Origin of the sequence: Aquimarina sp. AD1 (assembly GCF_003443695.1) — a bacterium.
Classification (GTDB): domain Bacteria; phylum Bacteroidota; class Bacteroidia; order Flavobacteriales; family Flavobacteriaceae; genus Aquimarina; species Aquimarina latercula.
In genome coordinates this window covers 1,934,006-1,960,188 of the sequence record NZ_CP031966.1, presented here as the reverse complement: position 1 = coordinate 1,960,188, position 26,183 = coordinate 1,934,006, and the positions used below count along the sequence as shown (strand labels likewise).

Genomic DNA, 26,183 nt, shown 5'->3' with positions numbered 1-26,183 from the left:
AAGTGAAAATTAAATGTCGTTATCTTCAGAGGCTCGTTTTATAATTGCTTCTGGTAGGGATTTCTTAGCTTTCGCTCCCATTTTTTTAAGTTTCTCTACACTGGTAATCAGATTACCACGGCCTTCTACTAACTTATTCATCGCAGAAGAATAGTCTTTTTTAGCATCATCGATCTTTTTTCCTACCCCAGTCAGATCTTTAACCAACCCTTCGAATTTGTCATAAAGTGCACCTGCTTGTCTCGCAATTTCTATCGCATTACGTTGTTGTTTTTCGTTATTCCACATAGTATCAATGGTGCGTAACGTTGCTAAAAGTGTAGATGGAGTTACAATAACTATATTTTTTTCAAACGCTTGATTGTACAGTTTACTGTCTTCATTAATTGCAATAGCAAAAGCGGGTTCTATAGGTACAAAAAGTAATACGAAATCAGGTGATTCGATATCGTATAAATCCTGATAATTTTTTTCTGAGAGTTGATCGATATGACGTCTTAAGGATGTGATGTGTTCTTTTAGATATGTAGTTCTTAAGTTTTCATCATCTTCATTCACATAACGTTCATAGGCAGTTAGCGTGACTTTAGAATCGATGACCATTTTCTTACTATCAGGTAAGTGAATCACTACATCTGGTAAAACACGTTGGCCATCGGTAGTAGTAAAACTTTGTTGTACAAAATATTCTCGATCTTTTTCTAGTCCAGATTTTTCGAGTACACGTTCTAGAACCAATTCGCCCCAATTACCTTGCATTTTACTATCACCTTTTAAGGCTTTGGTCAAGTTCGTAGCTTCTTTGCTCATCTGTTCATTGAGGTCTTTCAGTCCTACAATCTGTTGTCGCAATGCAGCATGATAATCGATACTTTCTTTATGAGTTTGTTCTACTTTTTTCTCAAAAGTGTTGATTTTTTCTTGCAAAGGATTCAGAATGTTTTTAATATTTTCTTTATTCTGTTCCGTAAATTTATTGGATTTTTCGTCTAAAATTTTATTCGCTAGATTTTCGAATTCTTTTGTAAATTTTTCTTGCAGTTTTCCAACTTCTTCCTTTTGTTCTTGGTTTTTGAGTTGTAAGTTCTCAAACTCGGCATTACGTCGGGTAAGTTCAGTATTGAGAAAATCTTTTTCTCTCCGAATCTCATCTCTTTCCTTAGCGGTGTTAGAAAGTTGTTTTTCTAAAGCTTCTTTTTGTACTTGCTGTTGTTGTTTTGCGAGTTCTAGCTGTTGTTCAGAAGTTTTTTTTGCTTCTTCTAACTGTAATTGTAATTGATTAGAGCGTTCGTTTAACGTACTTTGATCACTTTTGTTTTTAAGTGATGCCACGTATTTACCTATAAAAAAACCTATTATAATTGCAACGACTGCAACGACTAGCAATATGTATTCTGACATGTAATTTTTTGTTTACTCGATAATCGAGATTTTGATTTTCCGAGGCTTGCCTCAAGATAAAAAAATAAGTTTACCACAAATGCTCAAGAGCTTGCCTTAAGAGTAGTTTTTTCAAAGATAAAAATTTAGCCAGTATAAGTCGAAAAGAAGTAAGGGTAAATAATCAAATTATGATTGTTCTTCTAAATCTTTTAATGTTTTTAAAATATTAACAATATGTCTCTCAGAATGATTACGCATAATAAATTCAAAATACCACAAAGCATCTTTATCACTTGTGTTTTCGAATCTCCATTGAACCTCCATTAGATCTTTGATAATATCAGATAAATCATCATTAGCATCGCCAAGTCCGTTATCGGGTTTTGTCATTTCAAAAGGATCTAAAATCATTTGATAAAATCCTAATTTTGGAAAATTAGATCTAATAGTATTAGAGATCTTTTCGAAATTAAATTCTGGAGCTTCTGGATATTCTTGTTCGTCTTCTGGAGTATGTCCTGCAATCGCTAGATATTCTTGATATAAAGATATCATAGTTTGTTTTAAAACAAGTTCTTTATTTTCAATGGTTAGTTTTGGAGTAGTTCCCCATTGTACAATTTGAATGATAATTTCTTTGAGGTTTTTCAAATCAATAGTTTATTACAAAATTAAGTAAGAATCTGGATACAACCATTTCTTTTTAGTTATAAAAATAAATGGCTACCCGAAAAACGAATAGCCATTTAAAATATATATAAGTGTTATGGTTATATCTGAACTTTGATGTCAAGAGTGATCGATCCGTCGTTACCATCAGTTCCGGTAATGTTTGTAACTTTGATCATACCCTTTTTTCCATATTGATCTGTAAATTCTAAAACATCTCCCATTGATAGACCTGTAACTCTTTCTGTCGTTGCCTGAGTTATTACATCTAGATCAGAGGCACTAGTAATAGCATCAAAATCAATAGTCGAAGTAGCAATATAGAATTTATTTAATTCATCTTGCGCTACACCGGTAAGACCAGATACCGCAGCGTCAGCAACATTGTCATTATCAGTGTCAAAAAGCTCAGGATAGTTTGAAGTTGAAGCAAGGGATGCATTTTGGGTAAATCCATAATAATATCCAAAATCCCATAAAGCAGCTGTTTCTTCACCTTCACTTATTTTGTAAACTTTATTGTTAAATACAGACATAAAAGTATCAGAAGAACCATCACCAAGAGGTGCAGCTAATAGTGTACTTGTAAATGTTTTTATACCATTAGCAGTACTTGTTCCACTACCAGTAATAGTAATAGTTCCTATAGCAGTATCACTAATAGCATTTCTTTTAGAGATATCTCTAAAGTCACCACGACCAGTTGTGGCCCATATAGTATATACAATGTTACTATCCGCACTAGTAGGCACTGGGAATGGAATTGCAAATTCGAATGCATCACCATTATCAGATGATAGATCTAAAGAACCGTCTTTTTTATCATCTACAGTTACACCTGCAACCGCAAAATCGTAAGGTGCCGCTCCAAAACCAGAGACATTTTGAGTTACATATAATCGTCTCATTGTATTACTAGAGGATTGAAAAGAAACTTTTACAGTTGCATTAGTTCCAGATACATTAGCTCCGTCGATAGTTACTGTGCGATTGTCATTTCCTGTTTCGAAAACAGAAAGTTCGCCATCAAAAGTAGTAGGGTCAGTAGGATCAATAAAAATATCATCATTACTATCAGAACTACAACTTGTAATAAATAGTGTTACAGCAGATAATAATGCGATTGATTTGAGTCTAAAAATTTTGTTCATTTTGTTAAGGTTTTATTTGAGCGGCGAAGGTATTGGTTTTAGGTATAAAATGGCCGAGTAAACCACACAGAAATTATACGTTTTTTCTATAAAAGGGTTGTTTATTCGATGAATGTCTTTGTGATTTGTACTAGGAAAGTTAGTGCCTAACTTTATAACTTCCGGTTTCCGGATCAAATAAAATAAGGTCTTCTGGAAATAGAGCGGAAAATGCTCGACATTGGATTAGTTCTTTAGGTCGGCCAAATTCGAAACCTTCTGAATTCATGACTATCATTTTATCACATAACTGAATTGCAAAATCAATCTCATGTGTGGAAAATAAAATCGTCTTTTGAGTTTCAAAGGCTAAACGTTTTAATAGCTTTAATATATATGCTTTATGATAAACGTCTAAATGTGTTGTCGGTTCATCTAACATAATAAATGGTGTGTCTTGCGCAATCGCTCGAGCTATAAGAACTTTTTGTAGTTGTCCATCACTTAATTCGAAGCATCTTTTGTCTACGAGTTCTTCTATATGAGTAACTTCTATAGCTTTTCTTATTTTTTCGATATCTTCCTCTAGTAGTTTACCTACCCAGTTGGTATAAGGTTGTCTTCCTAGTGCAACCAATTCTTTTACAGTTAGGTTTTTTGAAGCAATCTGTTCTGTTAATACGATACTTAATTGCGAGGCTAATTCTGAAGTTTTATATTTTCTAATTTCTTTATCAGATAAAAATATGTCACCACGTAATGCTGGCTGTACCTTAGATAGTGTTCTAAGCAAAGTAGATTTTCCTATTCCATTTGCACCAACTAACCCAACAAGTTCTCCTTCGTATAATTTAAGATTGATATCTGCTGCTACAACTTCTAGATTATTTTTTTGACTATAACCAATAGAGAGATCTTCCGTTTTTAGAACGATATTTTGATTTTCAGTATCTAATGACTCTATTTCCATAGTAATGTACTCATCTAATATAGTATCGAATCTTTTTAGGTACTCTATACTATCTTGATTTTCTTAAATTAAAACAACATTTTTCGTTTTCTTACTAATAACCAGATGACTACTGGAGCTCCAATCAATGATGTAATAGCATTTATTGGTAATGTATATTCAGTTCCGGGCAATTGCGAGATAATATCACAAACCAACATGATTAAACTACCTATTAGCATTACTGCAGGAATCAATGTTTTATGGTCCGAAGTATGAAATAATTGTCTTGTTAAATGCGGTACCGCTAGCCCTATAAAAGCTATTGGTCCAGCAAATGCTGTAACACTTCCTGCTAATAATCCAGTCGCTAAAATAATCAAGAAACGACTTTTTTTAATGTTTAGTCCAAGACTACGGGCATAATTTTCTCCTAGTAATAATGTGTTTAAAGGTTTTATTGCAAAAACCGCTAATACAATTCCTAATAAAGCAATACAAGAAAAAATTAATACATCGATCCAAGATAAATTTCCTAAACTTCCAAATCCCCAAAAAATGTAACGCTGTAATTGCTCTGCCGGCGCAAAATAAGAAAGTACACTTACGATTGCTCCAGTGATGCTACCAAACATTAATCCTATAATTAGAATTGCCATTGTATCTCTAACTCTAATTGACACCAACATCACCATGAATAAAACTAATATACTACCTAGACTAGCGGCAACTACTAAGCCCCAATTAGATACTAAAAATAGTGCCGTGGTTCCACCTATTAATGCACTTCCTAAAATCAATAAGGCTACGCCAAGACTTGCACCAGAGCTGATACCAAGAACAAAAGGTCCAGCTAAGGGATTTCTAAATAATGTTTGCATTAATAGTCCAGATATCCCTAATCCACTTCCTACAATTACGGCAGTAATAGCTTTCGGTAATCTATAATCTATAATAATATGTCTCCAAGATTCTTTTTCGACCGAAATGCCTACTAAACTTTTTAGGGTATCCAGCCAAGGAATTAATACTGATCCAAGACTTATATTAGCTACAAAACATAGTAAGAGTACTATGATGATGATGATGAAAACACTTTTATATGATTTATTTGGGGTCAACTAGTTCAGTTTTTCGAAAAAATAAGGTTCGTAATCTGTTAATAGTTCGGGATGTGCTATTTGGATTATATCTTTAAGAATTAAATCCGGACGCATTGGACCTAATTCATAATATATCAACCCACCTTTTGCACCGGTTTTTAACGTAGAAGAATATACGGTTTTATTTTTAAATGCTTCAAAAAAAGTATAGCGATTGTTTTTTTCTTTTAGTTCTGAAAGAGATTTAGAAGATCCAGAACCAATCCAAAGATCAGCATTTTGAGCTTTCTCAAGTACACTTTCAAAATTTAACGCAATGCTTCCTGTTTTTGGTGTTTCCTCCCATAAATATTTTGTGTTAGCATCTTTTAAAAATTGTGCAACGTAACTATCTCCTCCAGGGACATACCATACATCTTTAAACATATTTCCGGATAAGATGGTTGGAGATGTTGGAGAATTTTTGGCTAAAGTAGCTGCTTTATTATAATCTTTTTCAATCATTTTAAAAATGCTGTCAGCTTCTTTTTCTTTGTTATAAAAAGCTGCTACAAACTTTATCCATTCTGCACGACCCAATGGATGTTGTTCCATCCAAGATCCGTTCATAACAACAGGAATCCCTGTTTTTTCTAATAAATCATACGTTTTGGTATCACCGGTAGCAGAATATCCAATAATAAGTTCTGGTGCTAGCTCTAGCGTGAGTTCGGTGTTTAGATGACCATTGTTACCTAATTCAGTAATAGAACCATTATCAATTAAATCCCTCGTTTTTTCTGAGGAGATATAATCACAATGAGGAAAACCAATTAATTTATTCTCTAATTTCAGATATTCTAACATTGGTATATCTGTGGTAGAAGTAACTACAGTTTTATCTACTGGAATTTGGATATACGAAACTTTTCCGTTTACTGTTGGTTTTTCAGTTCCTTTAGGATGCAGTATATATGTAAATGAACTTTTGGCATCTGGCCACGGAGAGGTAATCTTTATTTCTTTATAGGTCTCTTTGTTTTGAATAGTAAATCCTATTGCGTACTGGACTTTTTGTTCTACAAGTTTTTGTGTTGCTATTGACACCTTTTCTTTATTTTCCTTTTTACATGATTGAAAAGAAAGAAATAATGCAAATAGGATATAGAAATGCTTCATGTGATTTAGAATATTTTTCAAACTTCGATATATTTTTTGAAAACGTATAATGATTTACCGTTAATTTGTACAGATAAATAATATGACATGTCATTTTTGTGTTCTTGGAGTGGAGGGAAAGATAGCTGTTATGCAATGCATATTGCTATTGAACAAGGCCATGAGCCTGCGGTTTTATTAAATGTACTCAATGAATATGGCGATCGGTCTAGATCACATGGAATTCCAAAAGAAATATTGGGAGCGCAGGCAAGTGCTATGAAGTTACCTATCCATTTTTTTGAAAGTACATGGACTGATTATGAACGATTGTATATCGAAAACTTAAAAGAGCTAACCGATTTATATGATTTAAAATCTGCTGTTTTTGGAGATATTGATATTCAATCTCATAGGGACTGGGAGGAGAAAGTGTCCAAAGCTGCAGGTTTAAAAGCGATGTTGCCTATCTGGCAACAATCGAGAAAGCAGTTGGTGCTAAATATGATTGATCATGGAATTGAAGCCCTAATTGTTTCTTGTAATCATACGTTAGGACCGGATTTTTTAGGAAGAAGTATAGATAGACAACTTATCAAAGATTTAGAAAATTTAGGGGTGGATGCTTGTGGAGAAAATGGAGAGTATCATACATTAGTGGTAAATGCTCCGCTGTTTAGAGAACGACTTGATGTTCATGTAGTGGGAAAAGAAACTTCTTCTAACTATAATTTTGCGACACTACGGTTAGGTTAGATTTTAATTACATCTCCATAATTTATTTTTATTTTAAAAGAATCTTTGAGGTCTATTTGTCTAATATGAGCAAGTAAAGCTCTTATGGCTCCTGCGTGAGCTACAATTATTACTTTATTATTTAAAGAATGATCTAGAGATTTGTAAAACTGGATCATACGATGCTGTAACATAACATAAGATTCTCCATTGGGGACCTTAACATTTACAAAATCTTCCATCCATGGATTTAGTTCTTCTTGCGGAATATCATTCCAGTTTTTTAATTCCCAATCACCAAAATCTAATTCCTGTAATCTGTTATCAAAAATAGTTTCGATACAGAATGTTTCTGCTAATATTTTACACCGTTTTAGTGGGCTGCTATAAATCTTAGATATTTCTTTGGTTGGTATTTGATTATGAATTTTAATAACCTCAGATTTAAAAGTATCTGTGATGTCTAGGTCACTTTGTCCATAACATATTCCCTTTTGAATATCAGGAGTCGTATGTCTTACTAGATATATTTCCACAACGCTAATATACTAAGGTAAAATACTACTTCACTAAGCTGTTGAACCGCACCAGCACAATCACCAGTTTGGCCACCTATCCATTTTTTAAATTTAGCTGCTAGAAACATTTTAGAAAGATACATAGGGATCAATGTAAGAAAGACTAAGGGATTTAGAAAAAACACTAACGGAACAATCCCAAAAAAAGCACTAATCATAAGCATGGAAATACTCATGCTCTTTGCTGCGGGTTTAGCTTTGCTATCTTCGGTATCACGAACATATGGATGTGTAAAAATAAGTGTGGTCGCTATAAACCTACTAAGACTATGACCAGAGATTATAATTAACGGAATATATACGGGAGCTATTTCTCTTAAAGCAGAAAATTTAATCGCCAGTAATAACAAAATTCCAATAGTTCCATAGGTTCCTAATCGGGAATCTTTCATGATCAAAAGAATTTTTTCTTTAGTCCAACCACCACCAAAACCATCGCAAACATCTGCAAATCCATCTTCATGAAATGCTCCTGTGGCATAAATAGTACTAAACATAGAAAGAAGTAAAGAGATTTCTAGTGAGAACAAGAAAGAGAATCCATAGAATATTGAAGCTCCAATTCCTCCAATTAAAATACCCACTAAAGGAAAGTACTTAGAACTCTTACGTAAATACCCTGGATCGTGATTGACCCATTTAGGACAAGGGATTCTTGTGAAAAACATAAGAGCAGTAAAAAATATATGGATCTCTTTTTTCATAAATATTAACTCTTAGATTTTGGTGTATATTAATGTTTTTAAAATAGTTTTAAATAAAATACTTCCAGAAATTTATAAAGACGGAGATGAATAATATACTAGCTAGTATTATACCTACTATTCCAATTTTACTTTTCTTTAAAACACTCATAATTCCTAAATAAAAACTTAATAATGAGACGATTATGACAACTATTTTAAATAATTTTCTAAATGATGCTAGATCATTAATAAAAAGGAAATTTATTTCCTTTCCAGTGATAAGACTATTTTGTATTTCATACATTAACGTATGATATTTATATGTAAAGAAAAAACCAATTGTAGCGATCAATATGGATAAGACTCCTTTTTTCATTTAGAAGTAGGTTTTATTCGTTTGTAGTAACTTCTGCTTCTTCAAAACTAGCCATATTATTTAGGAATGATACCGCAGATTCTAAAATGGGGTATGCAACCGCTGCACCAGTACCTTCGCCTAATCGCATTCCTAGATTTAATAAAGGTGTTTTTTCTAGAAAGTTTAATATTTTTTGATGCCCTTGTTCCTCGGATGAATGTGCAAAAATACAATAGTCCAATACGTTTTTATTAATTGCATTAGCGGCCAATAGGGAAGCAGTTACGATAAAACCATCTATAAGAATGGTCATTTTCAATTCTGCAGCTTTAAGTATTGCTCCAGTAATCATGGCAATTTCGAAACCTCCAAAAGTAGTGAGTGTTTCTATAGGAGAATTGGGATTGTGCTTTTCAAAAACAGTTTTTAAAATCCTTTTTTTTGTTTTAATAGCGTCTCCTTGAACTCCAGTCCCTGCACCGACACACTCCATAATTGGGATCTTTGTAAAATGAGACATCAATAATGCAGCTGCAGAAGAATTACCAATTCCCATCTCACCAAAACCTATTACATTACACCCGTTTTGAAATGTGTCCAAAACGATACGAGACGCTTTAGCAATAGCATTATTACATTGATCTATTGTCATTGCTGGTTCTATTTCATAGTTTTTAGTTCCATACGCTATTTTGGCATCAATTAGCCCCGGAACATTATCAAAATCATGATTTACTCCTGCATCAATAATTTCTAGATGTATCTTATTTTGGATGCAAAATGAATTGATCGCTGCACCACCATTAAGAAAATTATACACCATTTGCTTCGTAACTATTTGCGGGTAAGGATTTACCTCACCTTTTTCTGCGATTCCGTGATCTCCAACAAAAACAAGAATTGTTGGATGTTTTAATTGTGGATTTGTTTTATGCTGTATTAATCCTATTTGCAATGCTATTTTTTCAAGCTTGCCTAAGGACCCAACAGGTTTAGTTTTTAGATTAATTTTATGTTGTATTGCGTTTTCTAAAGACTTATCTAATGGAGAAATTTCGAAATTCATTTATTTTATTTTTACAGGTATTCCTGATACCATTAGTATTGCTTGATCAGCGTGTTTTGCTATATGTTGATTCATCCAACCTTGTAACTCTGTAAATTTTCTACCAATCTCTGTCGAGGCGTGGACTCCCATTCCAATTTCATTGGATATTATGATAATAGTAGCGTTAATTTTTAAGAGTTTATCAAACTCTGCTTTTGCTTGTAATAAAGAAAGTTCAATGTCATTTTTGGTATCTACAAAGAAATTAGTAAGCCATAGAGTTACGCAATCAATAACCACTGTTGTATCATCATCGACAACTTTAGATAGCTCTTTTTCTTCCTCAATGGAGACCCATCTATTGTCTCGATCAGCAATATGTCTATCAATACGTGCTCTATGGTTTCCATCCCAAATTCTAGAAGTCGCTAAATATGTGGGATTATCCGAGAGTTCTAATGCGAGATTTTGGGCATAACTACTTTTGCCTGAGCGTTCTCCTCCTGTTACGTAATACAACATTTGTGGTTTTTAAGAGTGTAAATATACTAGTATTACTAATTTATTTATTAAAGAGAACACATTTTCGAAGAAATATGATACATTCGCGCAGAATTTTGGTTTTAAGACACTTTCAAGTGTTAAGAATTAAAAGGGAATCAGGTGAATAAATTATAAATCTATAATGAATGAATCCTGAGCTGTTCCCGCAACTGTAAACTTTGCCAAATCGAGACTGATTGTTATTTCAGTAACGTAGTAGGCGCTTATTGTTATTTCTTTATAACCACTGTTTCGACATTTTCGGAATGGGAAGGTAAACAATAAGACGTAAGCCAGGAGACCTGCCTAAATTCGATATGTCAAACTTTCGGGATAGAAGTTTAGGTATGGGTAAACTGCATACTTTTTTCCGGTAATTGTAAAATTAAGTCATTTAGGAAATGAACAAAAAAGTGTTTTTTGGGGCTACGCTAATTATGTTAGGAGCTCAGGTTATTTCAGCGCAAGAAGTAAACCAAGAAGAAAAGGTAAACGAATTAGATGAAGTGGTAATTTCTGATTCGAAATTTAAATTAAAGAGAGAACAAAGCGGTAAGGTAATTACTAAAATTAGCTCAGAGGAACTTGAGCGCAGCCAAGGACAATCTCTTGCTACTGTATTAAACAGGGTAGCCGGAATTGAAATTAATGGTAGTAATAGTGGAGCCGGTAAGAATTTAAATTATAATATCAGAGGAGGTTCTAATCGTCAAGTGGTTATTAGAATTGATGGTGTTACGGTTAATGATCCATCTACAATATCAGGAGAATTTGACCTTCGGTTATTAGCTTTAAATCAAATAGAATCTATTGAGATTCTAAAAGGTGCTTCAAGTACACTATTTGGCTCTGGAGCGGCTACAGGAGTTATAAATATAATAACGAAAAAAGAGAGCAAAAAAGCTATTTCTGCACAATTTTCTTCTAGTCTTGGAACGAATCAATCCCAGGAAGATCAGGAGTATGATGTGAATGAATTTGTAAATTCAGCGTCTATAAATGGAACTATTGGAAAAGTTAACTATTTGGCCAGTTTTAGTAACCAATTTACAGATGGATTGTCTGAAGCAGAAAAACTGGATGAAGATACATCATCACAAGAATTCGAAAGTGATTCATATTCTAAATATAATGTATATGCTAAGCTAGGATATCAATGGAATAAAAACTTTAGGTTTCACTTTTTTGGTAATATAGATGATTACAAGAATGAATTTGATGTTGGAAACGGGATTGATGGAAACAATAATGGAACCAGTAGACAAGTAAGAGGAGGAAGTTTTTGGGAAGCTAAATATCCTAACGGAAGTTTTACTTTTGTGGATAGTTATGCATTGTTAGAAAGAGAATTCTTGACGGATTTTCCTTCGAGAAGTGAGAGTAGAGTATATACGTTTGATGCATATAATAAGTATAAATTTGGTAACTGGTTGTATACTGTAATTGGTGCTAATGGATCATATAATGATTATAATGGATTTAGTGCGTCTGGCAGAGGAGAAGAGTTTATTCAGACCATTAATGACCATCAGGCAGATTTTGATATTATTGATCCTTATGTGAATTTGGTATACGTATCTGATTTTGGTTTTCAAGTCAATGCAGGAGCAAGATTGAATATTCATAGCGCATATGGTAATCATATGGTGTACAATGTTAATCCATCATTTACATATACTTTTGGAGGAAATTATATTAAAGGATTGGCATCGTATAGTACCGCCTATATCACACCATCATTGTTTCAGTTGTTCTCACCGAGTTTTGGGAATTCTGATTTAGAACCGGAAGAGAATAGTACTATTGAGGTTGGTGCTGAGTTATCCTTAGATAAGAAAACTACAATGAGCGCAGTGTATTTTACACGTAATCAGGAGAACGCGGTTGATTTTATTGATACAGGGAATTTTGTTTTTCAATACCAGAATATATCAGAAGAGTTTACAACCGATGGATTAGAGTTTGAGGTTAGTTCTAAGTTAATGAATGATAAAATGGTATTAAGAGGTAATTTTACCTATACTAATGTGGATGAAGAACTTTCCAGAATTGGTATTCCAGAAATTAAATTTAATGCTAGTATTGGGTATAATATGTCATCCAAATCTTTTGTGTCACTAAGTTATCAGTATAACGATGAAAGAGAAGGGCGTTTTACGGATTTTACAACTTTTGCATCAGAATCAAGAACATTGAATAGTTATGGGATATTAGATTTTTACATTAGTCATCAATTAATGGATAACCTTAGCATTTATGCAGCTATGAATAATATAACGAATGAAGACTATCAAGAGGTTTTTGGTTTTAGCACCAGAGGGAGAAATGCTCGAATAGGATTTAATTTGAAGTTTTAAAACTTGCATTTTTAAATATAAAAAAGTTCCCAGACATAAACGCCTGGGAACTTTTTTGTTAGTATTTGGTTTGTTTTAATCTTTACTTATCAAAGGTTTTATACATTCTTTCGTAGTCAGGTTGATGCATATTACTGTCTCCCAATTCGCTAAACTTAATATTTTTGTTCTGTATGTTGCTTCGATTACCCAAGATAGCGTTAATAGCAGCATTAAGAAGTGGTTCATCAGGATCTCCAAGTACTCCCAGGTTACTATAGTCCTCTGGATTACTTATTTCGGGAGTAAATCCATTAAAATAATCCGTAAAACCAACGGAGTTGATAGTTTTTAAAATCAAAGGTTGCATCGCATAAGTATGACCAAGATTCAGATTTGTTCCGGATCTAAAATAATTATCAGAATCATAAATGGTAGTTGATGCTTGGAACTTACCTCTAGTTACATCTCCTATTTGAGTTACTGTAATATAAGGGTCTAAACCATTTATTATTAATTCACTCGCAGAAGCCGATCTATTCGTGGTTAGGATGTATACTCTACTAAGGTTAAGACTATTGATTCCATCTCCATTTCTTATCTGATTGTCAAAACGATTGGTGTCCCCAAATTGTGGTTGTCTATCAGAATTCCACTCTTCTGTAGTAAAAACTTCGCCATTAAATTGTCCTGTAATCATACTAGCTAAGTCCTTAGTGGTTTCTGTATCACCTCCACCATTATATCGTAGATCTAATATAAAATCAGTAACACCATCAGATTTAAATTGACCAAAAGCATTATTAAGTTCTGCTTCAAAATTAGATCTAAACCCATTATACATTAGATATCCAACAGGGTTTCCTCCCACATTTAAAGTTTTAGCTAAAAAAACTGGGTTTTCTGTATACTGCGTTTTTGTTAGAGAAACAGATTCTCCTGTTGGTGTAATGTTAGTTCCATCAAAAGTTGCTAAACCAATAGTGTATGACTCAGGAGATAGTAAGGTGGTTGTATTTGAATCTGTGATTTGAGTTCCATCGATAGTATTAAAGATATCTCCTCTTTTTATTCCTTTAGCTTCAGCATCTGTTCCGGGTAATACATAACGAACGTATCCAAAAACTTGTGTTGGTTCATTTGGGTATCGAACTAATCCGAATTCCATTCCATTGTTTAATGTAATGCCATCTAACAATTGTTCTAATGCAATATAATCACTAACAATCCAACTAAATTCATCTTGATCTGCAACTAAGTGATCGAAAAATGATTCTGGAGAATTAAAAGAGTTTAAGAAATCGGTGTATTCTCCATTAGAAGAAAAGCGATCATCTGCTAAATCTGGGACATCTTCCTTATATAGATACCATACATTCATTCCTCTTCTTATAAAATCTTTAATGTCGAGATCAGAAGAAGGTTGTATTACATCATCATTATCATCAAAACAACCGGTAACTATACTTCCTAAGAAAAGAAGCGCAGTAAAATATTTTAGCAATTTCATAAACTTTTTTTGTTTTATATAACCCTAAAAATAGGGACTTTATTATAATTTTAAAAAAATGTGTAACAAATTATATGTATAGTCGTCTCCCTTATATAAAGCTAACAAGTTAGTTTTGTAACAACCAACCAACACAATATGAAGGAAAGAGCATTTATATCGCTTACCAATGGTTTTAAAGACAAGCTGTACAGGTTGGCTAAAAGATTGTTGGTGAGTAATGAAGAAGCAGAAGATGCTACGCAAGAAATATTACTAAAGCTATGGAGGAATAAAACAAAAATGGCTGAGTATAAAAATGTAGAAGCATTTGCGATGACAATGACTAAGAACTATTGCTATGATAAGTTGAAGGCAAAAGAAAGTGGAAACTTAAAAATTGTACATAGTAATTATAAAGATGAACGTCCCTCATTACAACGACAAGTAGAGGCTAAGGATAGTCTAGATTGGGTAGGTAAAATTATGGATGGATTACCAGAACAACAACGTATGATAATCCAGCTAAGAGATATAGAACAATACAATAATGCAGAAATTGCCGAAATGTTAGAGATGAATGAAACAGCGGTTAGAGTAGCATTATCGAGAGGAAGAAAAATAATAAGAGAAGAATTATTAAAAAAACACAATTATGGAGTTGGCTAAACTAGAAAAACTACTGGATAAGTATTTTGAAGGAGAAACGACACTTTCTGAAGAAAAAGAATTAAAGGTTTATTTTACCGGAGAAAGCGTGCCGTCACATTTGGAGAAATATAAAGATTTGTTTCAGTTTTTTTCTGAAGAAAGTCAAGTAACTGCTAGTTCTGAAATTAGTTTAAATACTAGTACAAGTAGAGTACCCTGGTATACCTGGATAGGTGTAGCTGCATCAATAGCCTTGATTGTGGGGCTGTTTATAAAAGATATTCCTGCAGGAGTTGATCCAGAAGGTGTATATGGTACCTATGATGATCCTGAATTAGCATTGCAAAAAACCAAAGAAGCCCTTGATTTGGTAGCTAGTTTAATGAATGAGGGCAAAAAGGATTTGGTCTACCTGAACGAGTTCGATACAGCTAAAAAAGAATTAGTGTATTTAAACGAGTTCGAAACAGCCAAAAATAAATTAATAAAATAAAAACGAATATTATTCCTATAACAAAGGAATATCTTAAAATGAATTAATTATGAAAAAGTTTGTAATCATACTATTAGTAGCATTTGTACCATATATTTCTATTGCACAAAGCAATTTTGATAAATACGAAGACATGAACGATGTGTCATCTATTGTAGTAACTAGTAAAATGTTTAAGTTATTAAGTAAGATGGATCTAGAAAGTAATGATCCTGAAATCAAAGATTATGTAAACCTAGTAGAAAATATTGAAAACATTAAAATCTTTGTTACCGAAAAAAATGAAATAGGTCAGAAGATGAAAGCAGATGTGCAAAAGTATCTTAAGAGTACCTCATTAGATGAATTAATGCGTTTTAAAAGCGATGGAAAAAACGTAAAGTTTTACTCTAAGCCTGGTAAAAATGATAATTACGTTACTGAATTATTTATGTTTTTAGAAGGAATGGAAAATGATGGAGGCCCTAATACAGTAGTAATGACTATTACTGGAGATATTGACCTAAGGCAAGTTTCTAAAATTGCAGATCACTTAAATGTTCCTGGAGGAGAAGAACTTAAGAAAGTGAATAAGAAAAATTAAGCTTATATTTTAGTTTAAGTTACACCCAAGCTTCTTTAGGTAGGAATACCTGAGGAAGCTTATCATCAATCAAATCAACCTGTTCGGCTAGTACGAATAAAAACCAATTAAAATGAAAAATATAATAAAACTAACGTTAGTAGTCTTCGGGATGCTATTTATAAGTTGTAACAGTGAAACATCACTCCAAAGGTATTTTGTGGATCATCAAGGTGATGCAGATTTTGTTGCAGTAGACCTAGCAACAAGTCTACTAGATGCTAGAACTAAAAAAGTAAATCTTTCTGATGACGAGAGAGAAGCGCTAGAAAGTATCAAAAAAGTTAATTTTTTAGCACTACCTCTTAAGGAAGGAACAAAAACAAGATACGAAGAAGAAAAAGCAAAAATCAATACAATACTAGAAGCTAATAAATATGAAACCTTAATGCGGTTTGGTTCTAATGGAACCAAAGCAGTGTTAAAGTTTCAGGGAGAAGAAGATAATATTGATGAGATGATTGTGTTTGCATCTAATGGAGATCGAGGTTTGGCTTTAGTGAGAGTGTTAGGTGATGATATGAAACCAGGAAACGTAGCAAAACTGATGAATGCTATTGATAAAGGAGATGTAGATATCGGTGCTATAAAAGATATTTTAGGAGATGTAAAAATCGATTAATAGTTGTCTATATATAACAAAAAAAGCTTCGACTTACAGGGTCGAAGCTTTTTTGTTTGACTTTATTTGATAATTCTAATCAACTATATTCCTGTATAATTAGATGGAGTGATGGCTTTTAGTTCTGTTTTTATAGTATCAGAAACCTCAAGCGTCTCTATAAATTCTGAAATAGAATTTTGATTTATTGCAGCATTCGTTCTTGTAAGTCCTTTTAATGCTTCGTACGGATTTGGATATCCTTCTCTTCTTAGGATTGTCTGAATAGCCTCTGCAACTACAGCCCAATTATTCTCAAGATCCTGAGCAAACTTTTCTTTGTTAAGCAATAACTTGTTTAACCCTTTTAGAGTAGCCTGAAAAGCAATTAATGTATGCCCAAAAGGAACACCTACATTTCTTAGTACAGTACTGTCTGTTAGATCTCGTTGTAATCTACTAACTGGTAGTTTGGCAGATAAATGCTCGAATAATGCATTAGCAATACCAATGTTTCCTTCGCTATTTTCAAAATCAATAGGGTTTACTTTATGTGGCATAGCAGAAGATCCAACTTCGCCTTTCTTGATTTTTTGTTTAAAATAATCCATAGACACGTACGTCCATATATCACGATCCAAATCTAGTATAATAGTATTAATACGTTTTAATCCATCAAATAAAGCTGCCATATGATCATAATGCTCAATCTGAGTTGTTGGGAAAGAGTGATATAATCCTAGTTTTTCTTGTACAAAACGAGTTCCAAAATCTTTCCAATCAATTGAAGGATATGCAACTTTGTGAGCATTGTAGTTACCTGTAGCTCCACCAAATTTAGCAGCGCTAGGAATATCATTTAATAAATCAAATTGAGCTTCTAATCTTGTTACGTATACCTGAAACTCTTTTCCTAATCGAGTAGGAGAGGCAGGTTGCCCATGTGTACGCGCTAACATAGAGACATCAGACCATTCTTCTACTAATGATTTTAGTTTAGCTAATAATTCTAAATATTGAGGGATATACACATCGCCGATTGATTCTTTAATGCTTAATGGTATGGCAGTGTTATTAATATCCTGAGATGTTAAACCAAAATGTATAAACTCTTTATATTCCTGTAAACCTAGAATGTCAAACTTTTCTTTTATAAAATATTCAACCGCTTTTACATCGTGGTTGGTAACTTTTTCTATGTCCTTTATTGCTTGAGCATCTTCAGTAGAAAATTCTGTGTAGATTTTTCTTAGTTTTTCAAAAATTGCTGCATCAATATCTTTTAATTGCGGTAATGGAATCTCACATAAAGCAATAAAGTATTCTATTTCTACCAATACACGATACTTTATTAAGGCTTCTTCGCTAAAATATGTGCTTAATGATTGTGTTTTAGAAGCATAACGACCATCAATTGGCGAAATAGCTTGCAGAGGAGATAATGACATAACGTTGATTTTTTGAAAGGTGCAAAGATAATTTATTTAATAAGGAATAACGAAGTACAAAGAACGATTTTTTGATTGTCTACATATCAAAGATTAAAATTGAAGATTTATATGAATTTCATAATTATATAGATAGAAATTATGATTTATATTAATTCTCTATATCTTTTTTAAAATCATTCGGGATCGAGCTTTATAAGCAGCACTGCCACTATGGTAGTTGTTTTCTAATGTAATCTTTAGTTCTGGGTGTATCCAATCGAACTCCGTTCCGAGAAGGTATAAACTGGTCATGGAATAAGCCTTAGGAGCTACTTTTTGATCAGAAATGAGCCAATCAAAACAGGTTTCTGTTATTTTTTCTAAATGTAATGTTGAGAGCATTTCACGAACTACAGGTAGTTTCTCTTTATAGTAGGCGAGTATTAGGTATTCACATATTTTTGCCATGGGGCGTACTGCAGGATCTTGATGAACTTTAGGGATGAGTTCTACAAAGGCATCTATATAAGGTAAAATAGCTTCTAACTTTTTTTTACATAAAAACTCTAACCCCCACGATGCTCTACATGAGATCTCATCATCCACTTGATTGCAGATTTCTATAAGTTGAGGTAATAACTCAGGGTTTTGCAAGATTAAGTTTGCAAAATGGCTTCGTTTTTCTCTAGAGTGGTTGGTGTTTTTAATTTCCTCTTCTAGATTAATCATTAGTTTTTAGTTATTATATGTTTACTATCCAGCTAATTCTTGTACCACTTTTGGGACACCAATTGTAGCTTTTTCTGCTAATATGGTTAGATTTTCTTTTGGAGAAATAGCAGGTTTAGGGTCTATAAAATATATAGGTGTATTTACAGGAGCAAATTGAACCAAACTAGCGGCCGGGTACACTTGCATAGAAGTTCCTATAATAATCAGAATATCTGCTTGTTCTGTAATTTTTATAGCCTTATCCAGCATAGGTACCTCTTCTCCAAACCATACAATGTGTGGTCGTAACTGAGAATTATGTTCACATAAGTCACCAAGATTAAGATCTGTTTTCCAATCTAAAACTAGATTCTCATCAAATTGACTTCGGACTTTTAAGAGTTCTCCGTGTAAGTGCACCACATTACTACTTCCTGCACGTTCATGGAGATCATCAACATTTTGGGTGATAACTGTTACGTTATGAGTTTTTTCTAATTCTACCAGCGCTAAATGGCCTTTGTTGGGGGCTACGGTATGTAACTGACTTCGTCTTTTGTTATAGAAGTCTAATACTAATTTGGGGTTGTTATTCCATCCGATTGGGGAGGCGACTTCCATAATATCATGACCTTCCCATAATCCATTAGCATCTCTAAAGGTATTAATACCACTTTCTGCACTAATTCCTGCGCCCGTGAACACAACTACGTTTTTCATTAGAATTTGTTTTTCTAAAACTATTTAAAATATTTTAATTAGTAGATCTGTTTCTAAATAAAATAATAGAATTCATGGATAGCATGATTTATAAAAATTAGATGTGAACTGTAAATGTTTGATTACTAGTAATTGTGCAAAACATTCGTTTATCCTGTGTTTTCTAGGTAAATTTCACTTTTTTTAAGTCATATATACTAATTCTTTTCTTTTTTCGTTTAGAGAATCTAAACCCCATAAACCGATAACATGCAATATATTTCGATCAAAGAAATCCTCTTAAACCCCGTTAATAGTACGGCTCCGTATTAATATTGTGGTTTTACCGTAACCTTGATATTATTAAAAAACATAACTTGTAGTCAGTAAATGTGTACAATTTTTTTTTGAATACTGACAGTATTTAATAACCAACGCTAACCTTTAATTGTTTACCTCATGAAATACCCTTACATCATTATTGATAATGATCAGAATTCTGCACGCACAATTCAGATCGCATTAGAAGATCACAATGATTATATCTGTACCGGAATTGCTAAAAATGAGCAAGAAGCGTTGGACTTAATTTTAGAAAGAAAACCTAGATTGGTTTTTCTTGAACCGGAAGTTCCGGGAGTTCAATCGTCCAAAACACAGTATAATTTATTGTCAGAACTAACTAAGTATATGACAAACTTGCCTGAGTTTATCATTATGACTAAAACTACCGAGTATGCTATAGAAGGTATACGTAATAGTGTGCTGGATTATATCCTAAAACCTCTAAGCAAAAGTGATCTTATTAAAACCTTATTAAGGTTCGAGAAGGACTTTGATGAAGTGTTGGATAATACGCTGTGCTTTAAGTCTTATGGAGATTATCGCTTTGTTAATATTGACGAAGTATTATATCTAAAAGCGGATAATAATACTACGGATTTTATGATGAGCAGTGGTAATAAGGTAGAAGCTTTTAAGACGCTTAAGCACTTTCAGAATCTATTACCAGATCATTTTGTTCGCATCCATAATAGTTATATAATCAATACTAAATATGTATCTAGGATACATTTTGGTAAAGCAAAATGTGCTATTAAGAACACCAGTGATATGATTCCTTTTTCTAAATCATATAAGACAAATGTAGAAGAGATCAAGGATACACTGGCAAAAAATAGTTTCTTATATGTGTAATAAAAAACACTATGGGACTGATAATGATTAGGATGTTACTTATAAGTATCTAGTAAATGTGTATGATGACATCTAAATTGTTTTATTTGATAATATATCACACAATATCATTTGTATAATAGAACGCAGGTATATAAAACCTCCCAATTTAGGGAGGTTTTTTGTTTTTAATAGAATTTGAGAATATTAAAGGAGGAATTTTCTGTCTGGATTATTTTTGTTTTGATAGCTAAATTTTCTTGTTGATTGGAAGCAAGTGAATTTTGTGGTTGTATAATTCCCTTATTTTCCTAGGTGCAATTTGTGTTACTTTATCTTTTTGGTTTCATATTTCTGTAATGTTGTTACGTATGTATAAGTTTGTTTTTTGAATAAAAAAATTCCCGGTGCTATCTGGTGTTTGTTTGTTGTTAGATGGTTTTTGAGACATGGGGATTTTTTCTATTTATTCTGAAGCTAAATACCTACAGTTAATAAAGGGAATTTTTTTGTAAAATTTTGGGGAATATCTATAATCCATTCTTTTTCAGGGGTCCAGGTGATTTAGTTCATGAAAAGAACAAAAGATTCTTTTTACTTGATTTTTGTTTTTTTTAAGCTTTTTTTATGGTTTTTTTATCTAAACTAGAAGAGTAATCTATTTCCTACACTTTTTGCTGTTTTTTAAAATCGGGTCATCTACTCGTATGATCTACCCATCTACTTCTTAGAGGTACCCATCCACTAAACACACCTTAATATATTAGGCGCGAGGGGGCAATCTCCCTACATTTGTAGTGTACAATTAAGGTTATCAACCTATTACACATTTACTAAAAAGGATATACAAAGAGAAATCTAAGTATTAGCTGGCCAGCGAAATCCTTAACAACAAAAATTAGAATAGATGAAAGTCTATTCGAGCAGGGCAAAAAAAGTCTTGAAAAGGAAAAATTTTAAAAACAAATAATTACAAACCAGAATAAAATATAATTATAAAAGATAAACCGTTATGAAAGCTATAAAAACTATATTCGCAGTATTATTCGTAAGTTCAATGTTCATCGCTTGTGAGTCAGACAGTATCAATGAAGAAGTAGGGATTGATGAAATAGAAGTTGAAACTTTAGCAGGTGAAGATGAATCTGAAGAAGTACAGGATTAATTTTTGACGATATTGATAGATTTACTATCATTTTGATAAAAAATAAAGGGAACATGTATTGTGTTCCCTTTATTTTTTAATTAATTTTAAAATAAATTAAACTTGAGATGAATTTTTTTTTAAAACTTGTATTGCTTTTTCTTTCCTTTAGTTCTTTTCTTTCGTGCACTAATGAAACAGATGAAATTCATGGCTCAGAAGTGAAAAAAAAATTAATTAATGAGAATATAAAAAAGGCAATTGATTTAACTAAAAATGACAAAGAAAGAATTGAAAGTTTAGATATAGCTTATGGTCATGTATCTACTATTGATGATAGTTCATTTAAAGTAGAGAAGCTTCAACAAATAGTTATTGAATATAACAAATTGGGTCAATATGAAAAGTTTAAAAATATAAATGATAAAACTTTAAAATTAGCTGTTTACCTTAAAGATTCAATTGCAATTGCCAAATCTTATGGTTATAAAGGAATGTATTTTCGAAGAAACCAGTTGGATAGTGCATATAGTAACTTTTATAAAGCAGATGAAATATATAGAGCTTTTGTTGATAATAAAAATAGGGATCCATTGGGTTATTCTTATGATCATGGGAGAACTTTGATTGATTTAGCTAAATTGTCTTTAAAAGTAAAGGATTATAGTGAAAGTGAACATCTCGTTATTCAAGCAATAGAAAAATTTGAATTATCTGGTAACCTTAAATATCTTCCATTGTGTTATTCGACCTTAGGTATCGTTGCAAAGTATTTGGAGCGTTATGGCGACGCAATTGAATATCACGAAAAAGCTATTGAAGTAGCTAGAAATACTCCAAAAGATGTTTTGTATGCGACTCTTTCTTATAATAATATTGGGACTGTTTATAAATCTTTAGAAAATTATGAAGAAGCTGAAAAATTCTATAATAAAGGTCTGTCTTATGAAGAATTTTTAACAAAGAGACCTAAAAGAAAAGCAAGGCTGCTTGATAATTTGGCTTACGTAAGATTTTTGGAAAATAAAGATGATCCAAGTGTTTTAAGTTTATTTGATAAGTCCTATAAGATGAGGGATAGTGTAAATGATATAGTAGGTCTTTCTACTATTAATTTACACTATTCGGAATACTATAAAGCTCAAGTAAATGATAGTTTAGCTAAACTATATGCTTTAAAAGTTAAAGAAGCTGCTCCAATAGTTAATAATAATGTTGAATTATTAAAAGCATATCAATTATTAACGGAGGTTTCGGGTAGTGATGAAGGGTTGATGTATGCACAAAAGCATATTAAACTTAATGATAGCTTAATTAAAGAGGAGAGAGCATATGTTAACAAATTTGCTCGTATTCAATTTGAAACTGAGGAGAAAGTAGAAGAAATAGCTCAGATAAGCCGAGAAAATCAATATTTAGTTTTTGCAATTCTTGGGTTATCTGTATTATCCTTATTGGGATATGTAATTTTTAAACAGCAGCAGAGTAATAAAGAATTACTATTCGAGCAGAATCAGCAACAATCCAATCAAGAGATTTATCGTTTACTACTTAGTCAGCAATTAAAATTAGAAGAAGGGCGTAAACTAGAACAACATCGTATGTCCGAGGAGTTGCATGATGGTGTGTTGGGTAGATTGTTTGGTGTACGATTAAGTCTGGATGGGATCAATCAGCGAGCTAATGATGGATTTACAGATGCCAGAAATAAATATATAGACGAGTTAAAATCCATAGAACGAGAAATTAGATTGATCTCCCATGATCTTGGTACAGAAACCTTATCACCCGATATTGCTTATGTGGATGTAGTAGAGAGTTTGGTGAGTGATTTATGTACGGTACATAAAATGGATTTTGCATTTGCTAATGATGAAAACATAGATTGGGAGACGGTAGATGATCAGAAAAAAGTAAATCTGTTCCGTATTATACAAGAGTCTTTGCAGAATATATTTAAGCACGCTCGTGCAAAAAGCGTAAAAATAAACTTCGATTATGTGGATGATAAAATAAATCTTACTATTTTAGATGATGGAATAGGATTCAAAAGCAGTAAGGTCAAAAGGGGAATTGGTTTAAAAAATATTACATCTAGAGTTACTCAAATGGATGGTGTAGTAGATTTTATAAGTAATCAGGATTCAGGTACAAAAGTATCTGTTGGTATACCAATTTAATTAATGTAAAAAGTTGTCTGATCCGGTTTTCCATATAATAATAGGTGATAACTATAGTTACTACTATATAGAACCGATAGGATAACAACTGACACACAAAATTTTAAAGATGAAGAAAAAGTTAAAAGTTCTTATGATTGATGATCATCCAATGATTATTGAGGGATACAAGAACACCTTATTAGGAGAAAATCAAAAAGAATATCAGATTAAAATAGATATCGCATCCAATTGTGATGATGCATATGATAATATTCTAAAATCTTCTAAGACGACTCCTTATGATATGCTTTTTGTGGACATTAAATTACCACCTTCTTCTGATGGGAAAATTACATCCGGAGAGGATTTAGCAAAACATGCAAAAGAATTATTACCTAAGGCTAAGATTATTATTCTTACCATGCATAGAGAAGATCATAGGATTCATAATATATTAAAGAATATAAATCCATCAGGATTTTTAATAAAAAGTGATCTTACTTCTAGTGAGTTATTATTGGCTTTTAATAATATAGTAAGTGGTACTCCTTATTATAGCGCTACGGTGAATAATCATTTTAGAAAAATGATGACTAATAACTTCTCGTTAGATGAGAAAAACCTAAAGATTTTATATCATTTGTCTAGAGGTGTAAAAACAAAGAATTTACCTAATTACGTAAGTTTGTCATTGAGTGCAATTGAGAAGCGTAAGAATCAGATAAAAGAAATGTTTTCTATTGCAAAGGCAGATGATCAAAAATTATTAGAAGAAGCACGTAAAAGAGGTTTTGTATAGGATATAAAACACTTTTTTAAACTAATATGATAAGAAGGATAGCTATTTGCTATCCTTTTTTTATTTGGTAATATATTGATAGAGAGTAAAATATTGTAATACCACCAAGTTAAACATAAAAAAAATGGAATAATCTAATTTTTATACAGGGGATTTTTCCCTTAATTTTGAATAAAATTAACTTTTTTTTATGATCTGTAATCTATTTTTCTTGATTAGCGTTAATTCTGTTGTTAATTGAGGCAAAGCCGTAATGGATACAATGTATTTATATTTGATTTTCAGTAGATTAGCAACGTATTAATAATGTGCTTTAATACTTCACACAAACTTTCTTTTTATAGTTCCTTTTTCTGAAATCATAAGATATATGATGTTTTTTAGAAGAATATCATAATATGGATTTTCGACATAATCTGTAAGTGTCGTAAAATGTTTACAGAAAAATCAAATTTATTTTAATTATGAAAAAGTTATCAAGTTTACAGGGTGTGAGTGTTTTAAGTAAAAAAGCACAAAAAACTGTTCATGGAGGGGATTATGTTATGGCTAGCTGTAGCGACTATTGCCCAGGAACAGTGCAGGGTAATATTTTTACCGGACAGTGCACTTGTATTACAGGAGAGTAATCAATATACCCCATATCCTTTAATATAAACCTAAAATTATTTAATTATGAAAAATCTAAAAAGTGTTATCGGTGTAACTGTATTAAGTAAAAATGCACAAAAAACAGTTCACGGTGGTGATTATGTTATGAGTAGTTGTAGTGATTATTGTCCAGGAACTGTTCAAGGAAACATCTTTACAGGTCAATGCACATGTATTACCGGAGAATAATGACTTAGACAACATTATGACATATAAACAATAGTAAAACCTTCCTTGATCGGAGGGTTTTTTTATTGAAAGTAATGGTTAAAACTAATACTATGTGAGGTTAATTGCTATTTGAATTTAATTGTTAACTGGTATTGTTTGTTCATTAATTAGACTTTTGTTACAAATTGTTTTTAAGATGTAATATTCCCCATATTTTTTAAAATTAAATTTTTGATTATTTTTTTATTTTGTGGGGAATTTTTGTGAATAATTTATGTATTTTTTAAAGGGAAATATCTCTTTAATATGTTTTGCTATTTTGTTTTCGAGCTTAATCTTGTTTTTATTGTTACGGTTTTTGAGTAAATATTTTGAGGTTATTATTTGTTGATAATCAGATTAATATAAGTAAATTTAAAATATTAAAAATTACACTGATGTTTTTTTGTTGTTTGACATCAATGTTTTTGAGTTTTATGTTAATTTTTAACACGTTGATTTGTGACAATTTTTAACATTTTAACATGTGTCTTTTTTTTTGAATACTTGTAAAATGTTTTTATAGTTATATTCTCAAACAATCGTTGTCTTTTTTTTGTGCATTTTTAATTAAAATTCGATCTGTATTATTTAATGTTAATATGGCTTTATCAGTTGATTAATTAAAAGAAGTAAACTAATAATAATAGCTGTGTATGAAAATAATTACTTTAAGGAATAAACTATCAT

At 32.0% G+C, this 26,183-nt stretch carries 26 protein-coding genes and 1 riboswitch; of the genes, 11 read left to right on the top strand and 15 right to left on the bottom strand.

Features of this window, described 5'->3' with window-relative positions:
- Positions 1–9 precede the first annotated feature (9 nt).
- From rmuC to D1815_RS08750, 6 genes are all read right to left on the bottom strand, one after another.
- The gene (rmuC, locus tag D1815_RS08775) at positions 10–1,401 is read right to left on the bottom strand and encodes a DNA recombination protein RmuC (protein WP_027393830.1); all 1,392 of its coding nucleotides are present in this window, start codon (positions 1,399–1,401) and stop codon (positions 10–12) included.
- Between the two features lie 168 nt (positions 1,402–1,569).
- A complete protein-coding gene (locus D1815_RS08770; RefSeq protein ID WP_118386648.1) occupies positions 1,570–2,034 on the bottom strand; it encodes a DUF5063 domain-containing protein in 465 nt (154 codons plus the stop codon).
- 119 nt (positions 2,035–2,153) lie between these two features.
- Positions 2,154–3,203 (bottom strand): hypothetical protein, encoded by a 1,050-nt coding sequence (locus D1815_RS08765; RefSeq protein WP_118386647.1) that lies wholly within the window; start codon positions 3,201–3,203, stop codon positions 2,154–2,156.
- Between the two features lie 139 nt (positions 3,204–3,342).
- Positions 3,343–4,152, bottom strand: a complete 810-nt coding sequence (locus tag D1815_RS08760; RefSeq protein ID WP_118386646.1) for an ABC transporter ATP-binding protein — start codon at positions 4,150–4,152, stop codon at positions 3,343–3,345.
- 68 nt (positions 4,153–4,220) lie between these two features.
- The gene (locus D1815_RS08755) at positions 4,221–5,252 is read right to left on the bottom strand and encodes an iron ABC transporter permease (RefSeq protein ID WP_027393826.1); all 1,032 of its coding nucleotides are present in this window, start codon (positions 5,250–5,252) and stop codon (positions 4,221–4,223) included.
- Positions 5,253–6,392 (bottom strand): ABC transporter substrate-binding protein, encoded by a 1,140-nt coding sequence (locus tag D1815_RS08750; RefSeq protein WP_027393825.1) that lies wholly within the window; start codon positions 6,390–6,392, stop codon positions 5,253–5,255.
- A gap of 87 nt (positions 6,393–6,479) precedes the next feature.
- On the opposite strand from D1815_RS08750, the gene D1815_RS08745 reads away from it, so the two are divergent.
- Complete coding sequence (locus tag D1815_RS08745; RefSeq protein ID WP_118386645.1) at positions 6,480–7,127, top strand: diphthine--ammonia ligase; 648 nt, start codon at positions 6,480–6,482, stop codon at positions 7,125–7,127.
- On the opposite strand, the gene cobC is transcribed toward D1815_RS08745, so the two are convergent.
- From cobC to D1815_RS08720, 5 genes are read right to left on the bottom strand one after another with little or no spacing between them, the layout of a single operon-like run.
- Positions 7,124–7,642: an alpha-ribazole phosphatase gene (cobC, locus tag D1815_RS08740; RefSeq protein ID WP_118386644.1), complete on the bottom strand. Its 519-nt coding sequence runs from the start codon at positions 7,640–7,642 to the stop codon at positions 7,124–7,126. The two genes, D1815_RS08745 and cobC, sit on opposite strands and share 4 nt — an antisense overlap.
- Complete coding sequence (locus D1815_RS08735) at positions 7,627–8,388, bottom strand: adenosylcobinamide-GDP ribazoletransferase (RefSeq protein ID WP_118386643.1); 762 nt, start codon at positions 8,386–8,388, stop codon at positions 7,627–7,629. Before D1815_RS08735 ends, cobC begins: the two co-directional genes overlap by 16 nt.
- A 49-nt stretch (positions 8,389–8,437) precedes the next feature.
- Positions 8,438–8,746 (bottom strand): hypothetical protein, encoded by a 309-nt coding sequence (locus D1815_RS08730; protein ID WP_118386642.1) that lies wholly within the window; start codon positions 8,744–8,746, stop codon positions 8,438–8,440.
- Positions 8,747–8,759: 13 nt separating this feature from the next.
- The gene (cobT, locus tag D1815_RS08725; RefSeq protein ID WP_118386641.1) at positions 8,760–9,794 is read right to left on the bottom strand and encodes a nicotinate-nucleotide--dimethylbenzimidazole phosphoribosyltransferase; all 1,035 of its coding nucleotides are present in this window, start codon (positions 9,792–9,794) and stop codon (positions 8,760–8,762) included.
- On the bottom strand, positions 9,795–10,298 hold the full coding sequence (locus D1815_RS08720) for a bifunctional adenosylcobinamide kinase/adenosylcobinamide-phosphate guanylyltransferase (protein WP_027393819.1): 504 nt from the start codon (positions 10,296–10,298) through the stop codon (positions 9,795–9,797).
- Between the two features lie 79 nt (positions 10,299–10,377).
- Positions 10,378–10,644: riboswitch (cobalamin riboswitch) on the top strand.
- Between the two features lie 76 nt (positions 10,645–10,720).
- Here D1815_RS08720 and D1815_RS08715 point away from each other — a divergent pair.
- The gene (locus D1815_RS08715; RefSeq protein ID WP_027393818.1) at positions 10,721–12,676 is read left to right on the top strand and encodes a TonB-dependent siderophore receptor; all 1,956 of its coding nucleotides are present in this window, start codon (positions 10,721–10,723) and stop codon (positions 12,674–12,676) included.
- Between the two features lie 82 nt (positions 12,677–12,758).
- Here D1815_RS08715 and D1815_RS08710 read toward each other — a convergent pair whose 3' ends face one another.
- Entirely contained in the window at positions 12,759–14,165 is a 1,407-nt protein-coding gene (locus D1815_RS08710; protein WP_118386640.1) for a S41 family peptidase, read from the bottom strand.
- A 138-nt stretch (positions 14,166–14,303) separates the two neighbouring features.
- Between D1815_RS08710 and D1815_RS08705 the strand changes: the two genes are divergently transcribed.
- The 4 genes from D1815_RS08705 to D1815_RS08690 all read left to right on the top strand — a co-directional run bounded on the left by D1815_RS08705 (position 14,304) and on the right by D1815_RS08690 (position 16,532).
- Entirely contained in the window at positions 14,304–14,813 is a 510-nt protein-coding gene (locus D1815_RS08705) for an RNA polymerase sigma factor (RefSeq protein ID WP_027393816.1), read from the top strand.
- Positions 14,800–15,288, top strand: a complete 489-nt coding sequence (locus D1815_RS08700) for a hypothetical protein (protein ID WP_118386639.1) — start codon at positions 14,800–14,802, stop codon at positions 15,286–15,288. Before D1815_RS08705 ends, D1815_RS08700 begins: the two co-directional genes overlap by 14 nt.
- Before the next feature lie 49 nt (positions 15,289–15,337).
- Positions 15,338–15,871, top strand: a complete 534-nt coding sequence (locus D1815_RS08695; RefSeq protein WP_027393815.1) for a DUF4252 domain-containing protein — start codon at positions 15,338–15,340, stop codon at positions 15,869–15,871.
- A gap of 112 nt (positions 15,872–15,983) precedes the next feature.
- A complete protein-coding gene (locus D1815_RS08690) occupies positions 15,984–16,532 on the top strand; it encodes a DUF4252 domain-containing protein (protein ID WP_027393814.1) in 549 nt (182 codons plus the stop codon).
- 83 nt (positions 16,533–16,615) lie between these two features.
- Here D1815_RS08690 and purB read toward each other — a convergent pair whose 3' ends face one another.
- The 3 genes from purB to D1815_RS08675 form a co-directional block, all read right to left on the bottom strand.
- Complete coding sequence (gene purB / locus D1815_RS08685) at positions 16,616–17,959, bottom strand: adenylosuccinate lyase (protein WP_118386638.1); 1,344 nt, start codon at positions 17,957–17,959, stop codon at positions 16,616–16,618.
- A 159-nt stretch (positions 17,960–18,118) separates the two neighbouring features.
- A complete protein-coding gene (locus D1815_RS08680) occupies positions 18,119–18,670 on the bottom strand; it encodes an adenylosuccinate lyase (protein ID WP_118386637.1) in 552 nt (183 codons plus the stop codon).
- A 24-nt stretch (positions 18,671–18,694) separates the two neighbouring features.
- Positions 18,695–19,372, bottom strand: coding sequence for an NAD-dependent deacylase (locus D1815_RS08675; RefSeq protein WP_118386636.1), 678 nt, complete (start codon positions 19,370–19,372; stop codon positions 18,695–18,697).
- 438 nt (positions 19,373–19,810) lie between these two features.
- On the opposite strand from D1815_RS08675, the gene D1815_RS08670 reads away from it, so the two are divergent.
- From D1815_RS08670 to D1815_RS23595, 5 genes are all read left to right on the top strand, one after another.
- Entirely contained in the window at positions 19,811–20,548 is a 738-nt protein-coding gene (locus D1815_RS08670) for a LytTR family DNA-binding domain-containing protein (RefSeq protein WP_027393810.1), read from the top strand.
- 1,251 nt (positions 20,549–21,799) lie between these two features.
- Positions 21,800–23,851, top strand: a complete 2,052-nt coding sequence (locus tag D1815_RS08665) for a tetratricopeptide repeat-containing sensor histidine kinase (protein ID WP_118386635.1) — start codon at positions 21,800–21,802, stop codon at positions 23,849–23,851.
- Positions 23,852–23,960: 109 nt separating this feature from the next.
- Positions 23,961–24,632: a response regulator gene (locus tag D1815_RS08660; RefSeq protein WP_027393808.1), complete on the top strand. Its 672-nt coding sequence runs from the start codon at positions 23,961–23,963 to the stop codon at positions 24,630–24,632.
- 491 nt (positions 24,633–25,123) lie between these two features.
- Complete coding sequence (locus D1815_RS23600; protein ID WP_162897351.1) at positions 25,124–25,261, top strand: hypothetical protein; 138 nt, start codon at positions 25,124–25,126, stop codon at positions 25,259–25,261.
- A 46-nt stretch (positions 25,262–25,307) separates the two neighbouring features.
- A complete protein-coding gene (locus D1815_RS23595; protein ID WP_155839703.1) occupies positions 25,308–25,472 on the top strand; it encodes a hypothetical protein in 165 nt (54 codons plus the stop codon).
- Positions 25,473–26,183 lie beyond the last annotated feature (711 nt).

Coding starts and splice junctions, on each gene's coding strand:
- rmuC (WP_027393830.1), bottom strand. CDS start 1,401: ATGTCAGAATACATATTGCTAGTCGTTGCAGTCGTTGCAATTATAATA.
- D1815_RS08765 (WP_118386647.1), bottom strand. CDS start 3,203: ATGAACAAAATTTTTAGACTCAAATCAATCGCATTATTATCTGCTGTA.
- D1815_RS08760 (WP_118386646.1), bottom strand. CDS start 4,152: ATGGAAATAGAGTCATTAGATACTGAAAATCAAAATATCGTTCTAAAA.
- D1815_RS08750 (WP_027393825.1), bottom strand. CDS start 6,392: ATGAAGCATTTCTATATCCTATTTGCATTATTTCTTTCTTTTCAATCA.
- D1815_RS08745 (WP_118386645.1), top strand. CDS start 6,480: ATGTCATTTTTGTGTTCTTGGAGTGGAGGGAAAGATAGCTGTTATGCA.
- D1815_RS08735 (WP_118386643.1), bottom strand. CDS start 8,388: ATGAAAAAAGAGATCCATATATTTTTTACTGCTCTTATGTTTTTCACA.
- D1815_RS08730 (WP_118386642.1), bottom strand. CDS start 8,746: ATGAAAAAAGGAGTCTTATCCATATTGATCGCTACAATTGGTTTTTTC.
- cobT (WP_118386641.1), bottom strand. CDS start 9,794: ATGAATTTCGAAATTTCTCCATTAGATAAGTCTTTAGAAAACGCAATA.
- D1815_RS08720 (WP_027393819.1), bottom strand. CDS start 10,298: ATGTTGTATTACGTAACAGGAGGAGAACGCTCAGGCAAAAGTAGTTAT.
- D1815_RS08715 (WP_027393818.1), top strand. CDS start 10,721: ATGAACAAAAAAGTGTTTTTTGGGGCTACGCTAATTATGTTAGGAGCT.
- D1815_RS08710 (WP_118386640.1), bottom strand. CDS start 14,165: ATGAAATTGCTAAAATATTTTACTGCGCTTCTTTTCTTAGGAAGTATA.
- D1815_RS08705 (WP_027393816.1), top strand. CDS start 14,304: ATGAAGGAAAGAGCATTTATATCGCTTACCAATGGTTTTAAAGACAAG.
- D1815_RS08700 (WP_118386639.1), top strand. CDS start 14,800: ATGGAGTTGGCTAAACTAGAAAAACTACTGGATAAGTATTTTGAAGGA.
- D1815_RS08695 (WP_027393815.1), top strand. CDS start 15,338: ATGAAAAAGTTTGTAATCATACTATTAGTAGCATTTGTACCATATATT.
- D1815_RS08690 (WP_027393814.1), top strand. CDS start 15,984: ATGAAAAATATAATAAAACTAACGTTAGTAGTCTTCGGGATGCTATTT.
- purB (WP_118386638.1), bottom strand. CDS start 17,959: ATGTCATTATCTCCTCTGCAAGCTATTTCGCCAATTGATGGTCGTTAT.
- D1815_RS08680 (WP_118386637.1), bottom strand. CDS start 18,670: ATGATTAATCTAGAAGAGGAAATTAAAAACACCAACCACTCTAGAGAA.
- D1815_RS08675 (WP_118386636.1), bottom strand. CDS start 19,372: ATGAAAAACGTAGTTGTGTTCACGGGCGCAGGAATTAGTGCAGAAAGT.
- D1815_RS08670 (WP_027393810.1), top strand. CDS start 19,811: ATGAAATACCCTTACATCATTATTGATAATGATCAGAATTCTGCACGC.
- D1815_RS08665 (WP_118386635.1), top strand. CDS start 21,800: ATGAATTTTTTTTTAAAACTTGTATTGCTTTTTCTTTCCTTTAGTTCT.
- D1815_RS08660 (WP_027393808.1), top strand. CDS start 23,961: ATGAAGAAAAAGTTAAAAGTTCTTATGATTGATGATCATCCAATGATT.
- D1815_RS23595 (WP_155839703.1), top strand. CDS start 25,308: ATGAAAAATCTAAAAAGTGTTATCGGTGTAACTGTATTAAGTAAAAAT.